The organism is Leptolyngbya cf. ectocarpi LEGE 11479 (assembly GCF_015207065.1).
GTDB classification, from domain to species: Bacteria; Cyanobacteriota; Cyanobacteriia; order Phormidesmidales; family Phormidesmidaceae; genus Leptothoe; species Leptothoe ectocarpi.
Genome location: NZ_JADEXP010000170.1, coordinates 1 through 13,256 on the forward strand (window position 1 = coordinate 1; position 13,256 = coordinate 13,256).

The 13,256-nt window shown below is 49.0% G+C and carries 13 protein-coding genes and 1 tRNA gene; 5 read left to right on the forward strand and 9 right to left on the reverse strand.

The genetic code is table 11. The annotated features are described in order from the left end of the window. Positions 1 to 132: 132 nt before the first annotated feature. On the reverse strand, positions 133 to 2,883 hold the full coding sequence (locus tag IQ260_RS17440; protein WP_193994389.1) for a CBS domain-containing protein: 2,751 nt from the start codon (positions 2,881 to 2,883) through the stop codon (positions 133 to 135). A gap of 76 nt (positions 2,884 to 2,959) precedes the next feature. After that, entirely contained in the window at positions 2,960 to 3,145 is a 186-nt protein-coding gene (locus IQ260_RS17445; RefSeq protein ID WP_193994390.1) for a hypothetical protein, read from the reverse strand. A gap of 101 nt (positions 3,146 to 3,246) precedes the next feature. Between IQ260_RS17445 and psbZ the strand changes: the two genes are divergently transcribed. The 3 genes from psbZ to IQ260_RS17460 all read left to right on the forward strand — a co-directional run bounded on the left by psbZ (position 3,247) and on the right by IQ260_RS17460 (position 4,292). Continuing rightward, positions 3,247 to 3,435 carry a photosystem II reaction center protein PsbZ gene (psbZ, locus tag IQ260_RS17450; RefSeq protein WP_193994391.1) on the forward strand — a complete coding sequence of 63 codons (189 nt, stop codon included), beginning with the start codon at positions 3,247 to 3,249 and terminating at the stop codon, positions 3,433 to 3,435. A 138-nt stretch (positions 3,436 to 3,573) separates the two neighbouring features. Then, positions 3,574 to 4,101, forward strand: a complete 528-nt coding sequence (gene ribH / locus IQ260_RS17455; protein WP_193994392.1) for a 6,7-dimethyl-8-ribityllumazine synthase — start codon at positions 3,574 to 3,576, stop codon at positions 4,099 to 4,101. Between the two features lie 119 nt (positions 4,102 to 4,220). After that, a tRNA-Gly gene (locus tag IQ260_RS17460) sits at positions 4,221 to 4,292 on the forward strand. A 198-nt stretch (positions 4,293 to 4,490) separates the two neighbouring features. Here IQ260_RS17460 and IQ260_RS17465 read toward each other — a convergent pair. Together IQ260_RS17465 and surE are read right to left on the reverse strand one after the other, a co-directional pair. Then, entirely contained in the window at positions 4,491 to 5,372 is an 882-nt protein-coding gene (locus IQ260_RS17465) for an MBL fold metallo-hydrolase (protein WP_193994393.1), read from the reverse strand. 356 nt (positions 5,373 to 5,728) lie between these two features. Continuing rightward, positions 5,729 to 6,553: a 5'/3'-nucleotidase SurE gene (gene surE, locus IQ260_RS17470; protein ID WP_193994394.1), complete on the reverse strand. Its 825-nt coding sequence runs from the start codon at positions 6,551 to 6,553 to the stop codon at positions 5,729 to 5,731. 71 nt (positions 6,554 to 6,624) lie between these two features. Between surE and pheS the strand changes: the two genes are divergently transcribed. Next, complete coding sequence (pheS, locus tag IQ260_RS17475; RefSeq protein ID WP_193994395.1) at positions 6,625 to 7,617, forward strand: phenylalanine--tRNA ligase subunit alpha; 993 nt, start codon at positions 6,625 to 6,627, stop codon at positions 7,615 to 7,617. Between the two features lie 118 nt (positions 7,618 to 7,735). On the opposite strand, the gene msrA is transcribed toward pheS, so the two are convergent. The 5 genes from msrA to rpoD all read right to left on the reverse strand — a co-directional run bounded on the left by msrA (position 7,736) and on the right by rpoD (position 12,756). Beyond that, positions 7,736 to 8,368 (reverse strand): peptide-methionine (S)-S-oxide reductase MsrA, encoded by a 633-nt coding sequence (msrA, locus tag IQ260_RS17480; RefSeq protein ID WP_322744989.1) that lies wholly within the window; start codon positions 8,366 to 8,368, stop codon positions 7,736 to 7,738. Positions 8,369 to 8,560: 192 nt separating this feature from the next. Further along, positions 8,561 to 8,893 carry an STAS domain-containing protein gene (locus tag IQ260_RS17485; protein WP_228016206.1) on the reverse strand — a complete coding sequence of 111 codons (333 nt, stop codon included), beginning with the start codon at positions 8,891 to 8,893 and terminating at the stop codon, positions 8,561 to 8,563. A gap of 162 nt (positions 8,894 to 9,055) precedes the next feature. After that, positions 9,056 to 10,684, reverse strand: a complete 1,629-nt coding sequence (locus IQ260_RS17490; protein WP_193994397.1) for a DUF3352 domain-containing protein — start codon at positions 10,682 to 10,684, stop codon at positions 9,056 to 9,058. A gap of 108 nt (positions 10,685 to 10,792) precedes the next feature. Beyond that, entirely contained in the window at positions 10,793 to 11,398 is a 606-nt protein-coding gene (lexA, locus tag IQ260_RS17495; protein ID WP_193994398.1) for a transcriptional repressor LexA, read from the reverse strand. A 230-nt stretch (positions 11,399 to 11,628) separates the two neighbouring features. Beyond that, positions 11,629 to 12,756, reverse strand: a complete 1,128-nt coding sequence (gene rpoD / locus IQ260_RS17500) for an RNA polymerase sigma factor RpoD (RefSeq protein ID WP_193994399.1) — start codon at positions 12,754 to 12,756, stop codon at positions 11,629 to 11,631. A gap of 231 nt (positions 12,757 to 12,987) precedes the next feature. Here rpoD and IQ260_RS31135 point away from each other — a divergent pair. Next, positions 12,988 to 13,256: hypothetical protein (locus tag IQ260_RS31135; RefSeq protein ID WP_228016207.1), on the forward strand; the 269-nt coding region annotated here is incomplete at its 3' end.

The following is a 13,256-nucleotide window of genomic DNA, read 5'->3' on the forward strand; positions in this document are numbered from 1 at the left end:
ATATTTGCCAGGGGTTTTAGATGTGGAAATATTTTTTCCTGTAGCGGTCACTAGCTGACAGATAGGGCTCGCTATTTTTGGGCACGGGGCTCCAGATATGCAAGTTCTTTCAAAAGAGAGCACGGGTGATTTTTATGACCCCCCTTGAGCCAAAGGGTAATGGCGATTGAGATAGGCTTCGGCTGAGGCTGCTGCTGTCGTGATATCACCATCTAAAATTGCATGGGTGAGCGCCGTCAGTATTTGACGATAGAGGGGGCCAGGTTCGTATCCCAAGCGTTTGAGGTGATGGCCATCAATGGGCAAATGAACATGAATCAGCTGGGTGATGTATTGCCAAATATAGGTGCCAATGGTCTGAGGGTGACGGACGCTGATCAGCAATAACAGGGGTAAATCGTAAAGTATCAAGGTTTGATAGATAAAGCTTGGTCGGGGTTGAGCGGTTTGCTGCAATGTATCTGACAGGTGGGCTTCTATGGGGGCTAACTGCTGTAAGCGTTGGATTGACCCCAGAGGAAGTTGTAAGTTGGTGGCTATTTGCGATCGCACCTCCACCCTAGCTAACAACACCTCCAGCCTGAGTAACCAAGGAGCCACCCCAATATCCTCACCAACTTCCTCCATAAATCGCTGCTGCCAGCGGCCTACTCGATGTAGCTGTCGCCATAGATCCGCATCAATCGACAGCGACGGGTGTAAACAGCTCAAAGCCCCCAGCTTATCCAGCAAGCCTAAAGACTGGGCCCAGGAGTCCGTCTGAAAAATGTAGCTCAGCTCGGTTTTTAGGCGGGTTTGCAGCGCGGGCAGCCGCCTCTGGGTCTGCTGCGTCTGTAGGTCTGCATAGATGCCACTATCGACCGCGTACCGAATAAAGGTTTCAGTCTGAGGGGCAATCACAAATCCCAACCGGACGGCGAAGCGTACGGCTCGAAAAATACGGGTGGGGTCCTCGATAAAACTATTGGCATGGAGTACTCGTACCTGACGCTGCTGAATATCTAAATAGCCCCCAAAAAAATCGAGCAGCAGACCTGGCTGGGGCGATGTCAAACGAATCGCCATGGCATTGATGGTAAAGTCCCGCCGGTAGAGATCTTGGCGAATTGAGCTGGGTTCTACTTCAGGGTTGGCGGCTGGATAGGGATAAAATTCTGTGCGAGCCGTCGCAATGTCAATCATCAAAGGGGCATGCCCCGCCCGCGTTCGCCAAATCAAGGCAGCCGTCTGAAACTCGCCATGCACCTGAATCTGGGCATTGGGATATTGCTTTTGTAGCTGCTGGGCTAAAACGACGCCTGCTCCTTCTACTACTGGTGAGCGAAAGCTATCCACTACCAAATCGATATCTTTTAGGGATATGGCTGTACCGTCAGGGGCCAGGAGCAAGTCTCGAACAGCCCCACCTACGACGTACAGATGCCATCCTCGCTGCTGGGCCGCAACAGCAATTTGGGTCAGCAGAGTCCATAGTTCCCCTGACTCTAGTGCCGTAGGGTAGGCCTGCAGTGACGTTTGTAAACGCCCATAGACATCTGTTTTCAAAGGAACTGCCGCATCGTTATCCCTTGACTGAGTCGGGTACATTTGCCGTAAAACGTCAGTGCGAGTGACAATGCCCACCAGCTCGTCGTGATCGACGACAGGCAGTCTGCCCACGTCGTAGGTGACCATGAGGGCCTGAATCTCATTGAGGGGCGTACAGGGGGCGATAGTTTTCAACGTGAGCGTCATGTATCCCTTGACTGGGGCATGGCCAAATCCATGGTGCAGTGCCAGGTCAATATCTCGTCGTGAGATAATACCCTGCAGTTTTCCCGCCTCATTGGCCACACAGAGACCCGAATGACCATAGCGCAGCAAAATGCGTTGGGCGTCTGCTATGGTCGTTGCCGGTCGAATGGTCCGCACCGGAGATGACATGATTTCCTGGGCCGTGATCGATGGACGATGGGATTGGGTGACCGCTTCACAGAGCTGGTTAAAGAGGCTGCCAGGTTCATGGCTGGTGACATTGGCGGCGGCCGCGCAGACATGTCCGCCGCCGCCATAGGGATGGAGTAATGCTCTACAATCCATGCCCGTTTGCGGACTCGTACGCCCAATTAATGTCAGCCGAGACTTGGCCTTTGCGGTATATGTGACCCCTAGCAACAGGCTATCTAGCCCAAGTAACGCCATCAGATGGCTAGCTAAGCCTGACAGGCCGGGGACAAAATCTGCGGTTTCTAAGTAAACAGTGCCGACAGCGTAGCCGTCTATCTGCTGTATATCGATGGTGTCTAAGGCGATACTCAGAAGGCTTTGTAGCGTCTCCGATAGACCTGGCTCCATCGCATCAGCAATAGTCTGTTGATTTGCTCCTTGGGCCATTAGCCAGGCCAGGGCATAGGCATCGCGGTGAGTCGTTTGGGCAAATGTCAGTGACCCCGTATCACTGTGAATCCCCAGGGCCATGACCGTAGCCTGGGTGGGAGAGATGTGTGTGTCTGTCTGTTTTAGGGCCTCAACCACGAGGGTGGTGGTGGCACCAACGGCCTCAATATAATGCTCGCCAGGTATATCAGGGGCAGATTCAGTATGGTGGTCGTAGATAGCAATGGGTAGCTGGTTTGCGATCGCATGCTCAACCCAAGCTGTCGCCCCGCCTACCCGACTGAGCCGATGAGCGTCCACCAGTGTTATGGATCTAATCATGGGCACCGTTACCGCCCGACGTTCAATCAGTGGGTATTCATCTCGATGCAGTGCTAAAAAGGTCTTGACCGCAGGGTGAGCACCGCCCGTGAGCACAATACGACTACCCGGACACAGGCAGGCCAGACCTACCGCTGCTCCCAGCGTGTCAAAATCTGCAGTTGTATGGCAAAGGATTAAGTCCATAGCGTACCCATTAGCCCTACTCAAACGCTGGACCAAGCGCTCGTCAACAGAGTCAGAAAATATTAGCCCAGCAAAATTAATCCGATAGATTCAGATAAAACGCTTCCGTTAGGGGCCAAATGTTTGATAGCGTACTAAACAGGGCGATCAGTGCTCCATACTGTATCACCATCAATAGATTAAGAGGCTTGTCCAAGTCTGTGATCAAAATTCTGCTCAGTTGATAAACCGCATCCATACTCAGAACTGTGGTTTTTTCCATTCACCATGGAAGCTTAATGTTCTAACTCGGCTGTGATTTATGGCAGGTTTTTATCTGGACATGGCGTGTCAGATCTTTTGCTGTCTTGAGAGTGGCGAGTTATGTCTATCCTGTTCCAACTGTTTTTATTCGTTCTGGTAGTTTGGTCATTTGTAATGGTGATCGGGGTTCCCGTGGCCTACGCTTCACCTCAAAATTGGGAACAATCAAAGCGCCTAATTTTTCTAGGTTCCATTATTTGGGGCGTCTTAGTCATTGTAGTGGGTAGCCTCAACTACCTTGTCGTTTAGGACGTTATGTTACGAGCTTCGGTTGCTGTCCTACACTACCGTAGTTGCTTAGATTACCCATACAGAATACTGACTGTCAGGTGGTAAGGTCATTGGGGCCTGCCACCTTATTTTTTCAAGAAAAGTAGAATTACTCCCATGGCTGTTTTTGAAGGAAGTTTCGACCGCGCTAGCACATCTAGATTCGCGATTGTCATTGGTCGATTTAATGATTTAGTAACCAACAAATTACTAGAGGGTTGTCAGGACTGCCTCAAGCGTCATGGCGTCAACGTGGACCCCGATGGCAGCCAGGTAGATTATGCTTGGGTTCCTGGCAGTTTTGAGGTGGCCCTAGTGGCGCGGCAGCTCGCCCTCAGTGGTCAGTACGATGCCATCATTTGCCTGGGGGCTGTCATTCGCGGGCAAACACCTCATTTTGACTACGTTGCAGCCGAAGTCTCCAAGGGTGTCGCCGCCGCTGGGTTTCAAACCGGTGTGCCAGTCGTGTTTGGGATCTTGACCACCGATTCGATGCAACAGGCACTAGAACGCGCAGGTATTAAAAGCAATCTCGGCTGGAACTACGCCATGAGCGCCTTAGAAATGGCTAGTCTGATGTCCCAGCTGCCTCAATCAGCGGTGCCTAACGCTGTTCCTCAGCTCCTAAAAGCCACAGAGGCCTGAATCAGCGATTGATTTAGCCATGGAGATCATACCAATGTTGGCGGACCTGCTTTTTTTAGAATTGGTTTGACAAAGAAAGACTCTTTATGGCATCCTAGATAAGGTCAAACAAGGCAAATGCGGGTGTAGCTCAGTGGTAGAGCGTCACCTTGCCAAGGTGAATGTCGCGCGTTCGAATCGCGTCACCCGCTTTCTAAAAGAAACTTTTTTAGGTTACGCAATACTCCTGAAGCATAGGTTTAACTATAAGTTTTCACCTATTACTAGGTATACGCCAACTTACACGAGCAAAAAAGTATCCTAATTTACCAGCTTGGAACACTAGCTTTGGCGAAATGAGTGAAGGTTAGCTAGCTCTTAATGTCAGTTGGCTGTTCTGTATGTTTGATTTATCGATTTGCCAGCTCAAGCGCCTTTAATTCAGCTAAATCTAGAACCATCCCTTCGCGAGCCACGATGCTGTTAGGAAACTCAGCTGCTGTCTTGCGACCAATATCATCCATAAAATCATCATCATGGAGAGGATCGTGGTGAAATACCACTAACTTTTTCACATTAGCCGCTTTTGCCAGTTTGACCGCCTCTTGCCAGGTGGAATGTCCCCAGCCCACCTTGCTGCTCCCCTCAGAGTGATACTCCGCATCGGTATAGGTGCAGTCATAAATCATGACATCGGCGTTTTGGGCTAGGTACAGTACATTCTCATCCAGCCGATCTGGAAAGTGTTCGGTATCGGTTATGTAAGCAGCTACTAACCCGTTCCACTCCACTCGATATCCCACAGCTTCACCGGGATGATTCAGCAATGCGTTCATAACATTGATGTCACCAATAGCCACCGTTTCGCCAATGGACAGATCACAAAATTTCAGCTGTGCTTGCATGATCTGTAGGGGCACCGGAAAGTTGGGATGCAACATTTGATCATTGAGACGCTGCTCAATCGTTGCACCATTGGGTGCAATCACACCGTATACCTCAAACTGATTGCTGGGTAGAAAGGCGGGGACAAAAAAAGGAAATCCTTGAATATGATCCCAATGGGAATGGGTAAAGAATAAGCTAGCTTGAACGGGTTTACCTTCGTCTAATAAATACTGGCCTAATTCTCGTAGCCCTGTTCCTCCATCAAAAATCAAACGCTCATCATTGATTCGCATCTCAATACAGGATGTGTTGCCACCATAGCGAACCGTTTCGGCACCGGGACAGGGAATACTGCCCCGTACTCCCCAAAAGTGAATCGTAAATTGAGCCTTCGAGTCGGACATCAGTGGGTATTAATGACGTGAATGAGGGACGCGAATCTCGCTTAATGGCAATTGACTAAGTTCTTTAAACCCATTAGCGCAGCGTATCCCCCTTTTTTCTAAAGAAATAGGCGGTGATCAGGAGTGATCTTACCCAGTGATTTACACAAAACCTCTGTAAACCTAGAGTGTCTTTATAGATCAAGCCATAGTGCGCATATCCGCCATCGTTAAGATTTTTGCATCAGGTATAGTCGTCTGGGCTGGTTTGGCCTTCACATCGAGCTTTATCTAGATTAGGCCATATTGCTTACGGTCAGTTTGCCCAAGGCTGTATCAAAAATAGGTGTTGCTAGACCTGTTCTATTCTAGCTATGTCATAGCTTAAGCAGATGGCTCTGTAGGACAGATAGGTCACCATAGGCGGTCAGATCGTAGTGGAGTGGTGTAATCGTAATATATCCGGCCTTGATAGCCTTTACATCTGTCGTAAATTCTGTCGTGAATTGAGCCATCTGGTCTTTATTTTGGTTCGAGTTAGGACTAAGGGGTAAATTGCGATCGCTTTCTTCTAAGACTTCCCCTGCTAGCCAGTAGTAGGTTTTGCCACGGGGATCAATGCGTTTCTCAAAGAGATCGCGATAGCGACGGACTCCCAAGCGCGTTATTGCCACCCCTTGGATCTGAGGTTTAGAGACCGGCGGAATATTGAGGTTGAGCAATAAAGGCTGCTCCAGGTGAAGCATTGTGGGGACTAGCTGACAGGCATAATCTGCCGCTGGCTGAAAGTCAGAATGGGTAAAACTTGCCAGGCTTAGCGCCAGACTAGGGATGCCCTCGAGTAAACCTTCCATGGCTGCCGATACGGTCCCCGAATAAAGGACATCATTGCCAAGGTTCGCGCCATGGTTGATGCCTGAGAGCACACAGTCGGGAGGGCTGGCGAGCAGCGCATCCAGGGCGAGCTTTACACAGTCAGCAGGAGTGCCTGAGCAGGCCCAGGCTTGAACACTCTCATGATAAATGGAGCTTACCTGTTCAGCTCGAATGGGGCGGTGCATGGTAATCCCGTGACCGGTGGCAGAACGCTCGCGATCGGGGCAGACCACACTGACCTCGTGCCCATTAGCGGCCAAGGTGTTGGCTAGGGTGCGAATACCTGCGGCAAAAATGCCGTCATCATTACTGACTAATAGTTTCATAGGGAATCAAAGCTTGGGTGTAGACTAAAGATTGTCTTTTATGCCCCTCCTTCTTCGACCTTTTGGCCCGTATGACCACCGACCTAGAGCAGCAACTGAGTACATTACAGCAAGACGCTAGCGATGCGATCGCAACCCTGAGTAGCCTAGAAGCACTCGATCAGTTTCGGGTGGGGTATCTGGGCAAAAAAGGTAAGCTCTCTAAAATCCTGGGTGGTATGGGCAAGCTGTCCGCAGACGAGCGCCCTCGCATTGGTGCCCTGGCCAACCAGGTTAAGACAGCCCTGCAAACTAGCATCGATGGACGTAAAACAGCTTTGCAGGCAGCCAAGATCCAAGCTCAGCTAGAGGCTGAAACCTTAGATGTGTCCATGCCGGGTACCTATCTACCCCAGGGACGAGTCCATCCCATCAACAGCATCATCGACCAGATTACTGATATTTTTATTGGTCTTGGCTACACGGTGGCTAGTGGTCCCGAAATCGAAGAAGACTACTATAACTTCGAGGCTCTCAACTTTTTGCCCGACCACCCCGCGCGGGATATGCAAGACACGCTATACCTGCCCAACGGCAAAATGATGCGTACCCACACCTCCAATACTCAGATCCGCTACATGGAAAACCATGAGCCTCCCCTGCGAGCATTGGCAACGGGGCGCTGCTACCGACGAGATACGGTAGATGCCACCCACGCGGCAGTCTTTCATCAGATTGAGTTTTTTGCAGTTGACAAGAATATCACCTTTGCCGATTTACGGGGCACTATTCAGCTTTTCTTAGAGGCTCTATTTGGCGATATTGAAGTGCGACTGCGCCCCAGCTATTTTCCGTTTACCGAGCCCTCTGCTGAGGTTGACGTGAAATGGCAGGGCAAGTGGCTAGAAGTACTTGGCTGCGGCATGATTGATCCCAATGTGCTGAAGTCTGTGGGGTACGACCCAGAAGTTTACAGCGGGTTTGCGGCAGGTCTTGGTGTGGAGCGTTTAGCCATGGTGCAGAGTCAGATCGATGATATTCGTCGGTTATATGCCAGTGATCTACGCTTCTTAAAGCAGTTCTAGAACTTGCTTTGTTCAGGCGTGGCAAACGTAATTATCCTCTAATCAAAAATCGCAGTTGGCTATGTAGAAGTCCAACCGCGATTTTTGCTATTGCTTATTGAGGCAATTAGCTAAGCTATTAACTATCGGAGGCGACACCGACACCAATAGGACAGGAAACGTTGATGCCACCTAGGCCACAGTATCCGCCGGGGTTCTTGGCTAGGTACTGCTGATGATAGTCTTCGGCATAGTAAAAGTCAGATGCCTCTAAAATTTCAGTGGTAATAGTACCGTGGCCAGCCTGACTTAACGCTTCCTGATACATGGCCAAAGACCTCTCAGCGGTGGCCTTTTGCTCAGGAGAATAGGTGTAGATACCGGAACGGTACTGGGTACCCGCATCGTTGCCCTGACGCATGCCTTGGGTCGGGTTGTGGCTCTCCCAAAATACCTTTAGTAATTGTTCGTAGCTGATTACGCTAGGGTCAAATACCACCAGTACCACTTCGTTGTGTCCGGTCATACCGGAGCACACTTCACGATAGGTAGGATTTGGAGTGTGACCAGCACTGTAGCCGACAGCGGTGGAAAAGACGCCTGCTTGCTGCCAAAAACGACGCTCGGCTCCCCAAAAACAGCCGAGGCCAAACATAGTTGTCTGCATGCCCTCGGGGAAGGGAGGCTGCAAGGGACTGCCATTGACGTAATGCTGCTTAGGAACAGGCATTTTCTCAGAACGGCCTGGCAACGCATCTGCAGGAGACGGCATTGTGGCTTTTTTGCCTAATCCACCAAGTCCAAAAAGCACCATAGATTTGTAATAAATTGAAGAACGCCGATGTCTTTAGTCTACTCAATCTAGATGGCAATCGACGGTTTCTAGTAAATGTCTGCGTCTAAAGCACTAACCCGCTGGCATACCAGCGGGTTAGTGCGAACGGTCAACTAGTCTGATGAGACATTATTTGAGGATAGCTGCCTCAAATAATGCTCGATCTTCAAAGATTTCAAAGACTCGATCCATGCTGGTAAGCTCAAACAGCATACGAATCTGGTCGTTGATGGAACATACATACATCTTGCACCCGGCTGTGCGCGCATTCTTTAAACATGCGACCAACACACCCAAACCTGAACTATCCACAAATGTGATGTCCTTGAGATCAATGAGTAGTATCTTGACACCTTTTTCCAGAGCTGCGTCCACTTGCTGACGGAATGCTGCGGTTTGAGTGCCGTCTAGGATACCGCTGGGCTCAATTACATGAACACCTAAGTCCATAGAGATTGTCATGGCTAAATATCAATAATTTATAGTTTAGCTTTACAGATGTTCAAAACTAGCACTTTTGCTTGGGTTATCAGCGGTATACGTTGAACCTAAGCCATATAAAGTGTTCGTCCCCGTGTACATAGGCTGCCCTTGATGGCAGACCTTGCCTGCAGCTTAGAACATTTACTTCTTCAATAAAATTGAAGCCGTTCCGGTCGATTGATTGACGGTATGTCCATAGCTGGTGATTGCGATCGCATCAATTGATTGGCTCCAAGGTTCTAGCACAGGCTTGACCAAGGAAAACCAGCGATTACTAGCTAAGAGACGCTCCACATCATCCCAGGTTCCGTAGATATATCCTTGATTAGGCATATTCATCGAGCGCACAGTTTGCTGGAATCGTTGAGTATCAGACAGCCTATTAGTGGGAGCTGCTAGAGCTGCCGTCAAGCCATCAATCGAAGTGGCAAATAGATCACAATCGTTGACCTTAGTATGGAGTGCCACCAAGTCTGTTTCAACCGTAGTTTCTCGATTGCGGGTGTCCACGCGGGTTTTTAATCGACTCCAAGCGGTAACGGCCTGGTTCTTTACAGTTAACTGACTTACAGTCAGACCCTGTTGCCTGGCAATATCATCTAGCTGTCCCGCTGCCGTTGGATTTGTCGTTTTCACAGTGATTAACCAGGTGCCGTCGTCTAATTGACCCACAGCATAATCATCGGATAAAAGCTGGGTCAGAGGCTTTGCAAGGACCTGGGCTAACTGGGTCGATTGCCATCGCTGTCCCTGCTGAAGAGGGGAGGGTAGGCGCTGATAGCGATCTAGCTCTTGCCACAGGCCTTTCCAAATGGGCCGCAAATCGTGTCCGATGGCAGTCCATGCCATCGATTCGGGCAAATACTGCTGAGGGGTATGAGCGAGCAGATCAACGGCCAACTCTGGTGGTGCAGCCGCTGACATTTCCTGAGTGACTGTTGTTAGTTGTGTATTAATTACTAATCCTTGAGGCTGAAATACGGTTGTTGCGCTCAGGTGTTGCCATGGGAGATTCGCCATAAAACGACGCTCATTAGGCGTAGCTAACCCTAACCAATCCAACGCATCTGGAATATGGAGGCTGATCCAGCCAGGTGTACAGCAGTCATGGTCTAGTAGGTGTAACGTTGGAGCCTGAGCCACTCGCAGACTCTGACGTAAAACCCTAACGTCATTAGCCAATAGCAGTGTGTGTCCCCCCACCACTGCTGTTGCGAGGTTATATTTTCCCTGCAAGGCGGCACCAGCAATAATGGGCACTCCATTGACCTCAGTAAAACGAGGTGAAGTCCCAGCAATTGCCAGCCGTTGCCAAAACAGCTCCAAAAACTCTCGCAGCCGCTCACTATCCGAGGTATCTGCTACTAGCAGATAGCCGGTCTGACGTCCGTTATGACTTGATCGATCAAGGTCTTTATCAGTAATTGCAAAGGCAATATCGTCACCCAGCCAAGGACGAACATCTTGGTCAAAATCAACGGCCAGCGGTACTAAAACTGAGTTGATAGAACGGGAGATAGTGTCGGGCAACCCTGAGCTTTGCCAAACCTTGCTGGGTTCAACTGTGGTATCGACCACGGCTGCTAGCAGTGATTGTCGCGGCACAAACTCCAAGACGGAGCTGCTTTGGGAAATGTTCGACTGCTCAAACTGCTCGGATGGTGACGATGGCTGTCCGCACCCATGAATGCCGATGCTAATTAACAGCAGTGCGATCGCAAAAGCCACCAGTTGCCAGCGTCGCCCAGATCCCCCTAACAAATTTGCCATAGATAGAATTGCCCAATCCCGTTCGACTCTAGTTTAGTAGAGCAAAGACCTTGAAATTGGATACAATTCAGAGTCTTAGGGTTAGAAAGCGGATTTTAAGGCCTGTATCTAACTCAAATCTTGACTACGCCAAACTGCTAGTAGACGACCTTGAATATCTACCTCTTGTGCTGGGTAGACCATTGGTTCGTAATTTGGATTAGCCGGTTTAAGCACCACATCATCACCCTTGCGGTACAGATACTTAAGCGTCGTGGCACTCTCTACACGAGCTGCCACAATCGTGCCATCGCGTACAGTGCTGGGGTCCTCCACTGGACGCATAATGACGAAATCCCCATTATCAATCAGGGCGTCGATCATGCTATCACCCCGAACTCGCAGAGCATAGTCCCGCGATTTAATCGGCAGTGAAGATAAATCAAGACACTCATCGGTGACGTCCGCAAATGCTTCAACCATAGAACCAGCGGCGATGGTTCCTTTAACAGGGACGCCCCCGCCCTGCAAAATACGAATCGTTCTAGCTTTGCCCTCATTCCAATCGATGTATCCCTTTTTGCGAAGGTGATCGAGACGACTTTGAATCGGCGCTGGGGATTTGAGGCCCATTGCTCGCATCATCTGACGAATGGAGGGGGAGTGCTGGTTTTGACGAATATAATCAGCTAACCAGTTGTAAAGCTCCTCTTGAGCATTAGTAAGAGGTTCCATAGGTTACTCGAAGGATGAATCATAAGGGAACAGACGTACCCCTACAAGAACAACAGTACCAACAAAACTGTATATTTGTCCACTTGAATTTACAACTGCGTCTCAATGTTCGTGAAATAGCTTTCAAGTTTATCGTTGGCTTATTCGCCAAACACCCCACAGACACCATAGAAAACCAGGCTTGAGAATACTCCCAAGCCTGGTTTTTGATTATTCAGGTAATAGTGTTCTTAACGGATGTATTCCTTAAGGACGCTATTGCGATTGGGATGACGCAACTTACGTAGGGCCTTAGCTTCAATCTGACGAATCCGCTCGCGAGTCACATTAAAAATCTGGCCGATTTCTTCCAAGGTTTTCATACGACCGTCGTCTAGGCCATAGCGTAACCGCAATACATCGCGCTCGCGGGGGCTCAGTGTGCTCAGAACACCCTCTAAGTCTTCCCGCAAAAGACTCTTAGATACTTCGTCTTCAGGCGTTTCACCATCTGACTCAATAAAGTCACCTAGACGGGAATCTTCTTCTTTTCCGATAGGGGTTTCCAATGAGATTGGCAGCTGTGCAGACTTAGCAATAAATCTGAGCTTCTCAATGGTCATCTCCATGCGAGTGGCGATTTCTTCCTCAGTTGGCTTCCGGCCTAGCTCTTGGGACAAAAGCTTTGTCGTCTTTTTGATGCGAGAAATAGTTTCATAGAGGTGTACCGGCAGACGGATGGTACGAGACTGGTCAGCAATAGCCCGAGTAATGGCCTGACGAATCCACCAGGTAGCATAAGTTGAGAACTTATAACCTTTTTCGTGGTCAAACTTTTCAGCGGCACGAATTAGACCCAAACTGCCTTCTTGAATGAGATCTTGAAAAGACAGACCTCGATTCATATATTTCTTTGCGATGGAAACCACCAGGCGCAAGTTGGATTGCACCATCTTATCCTTGGCTCGACGGCCAAGGTGGAGACGGCGTCGAAACGCTGGTAGGGGCATGTCAACGGCAGCAGCCCAATCGGCGTCATCTGGTTCACGGTCCATCCCATCGGATAGATCATCGCGGATGCGCTCTAGTTCGAGCAAATCAGCAATTTTACGTGCTAATTCGATCTCTTCTTCTGCCCTTAGCAAACGAATTCGCCCGATTTCTTGTAGATACAGACGAATGGAGTCTTCGGTGTAGTGCTTCTTTTTATTAGCAGCCTGAGTGGATGAACTACGGCGTCGAGAAGTGCCTTTAGCAGCTTTAGTACCCGGGACCTCTTCCTCGGAACTTGAAAACGTTTTTCCAGCCTCAGGATCGATCAGCGAATCCAGCTCATTTCTGGGGCTCAAGTCCTCAAGAACAGTTTTTGCTTGGGTCATGCCGCGTTCCTCGTATTCCTTCAAATGCAACAGATCAACAGATCAAGATATTAAAACAGTCAACCACCAAACCTCAATAAGCCTGTATCTCACACTCAACAGTTATAACGTCAAGTCAAGTAAATAGAAGCTTACTAAGCCTGTTAGTTGGTTAAAGACTGATCTAATAGGATTAACAGATGACTCAACTTTCCGTCCCGTTGCTTACAGCGGTACACATTCGCCAACACTTTGAATGAAGATTCCATAGTTAGCAAAGTTTTCAATTATCACTACCAATGTAAAAACGTGGGACTGACTAGTGAGTCTATCCGTGTTTCTACAGTAGTAACACGCTTTTTAGTAAAACGCCCAGAGGATTTGCCGCAAGTTGTCATAAATCCATGGCTTTCTTTGCATAGTACTGAACGCAAGTCCTTTTATTGCAAGGCTTGGAAGACTGTATCAATACACACATTAATATTGCCTATGAAAATAGAAATAAACTATAAATTTTATGG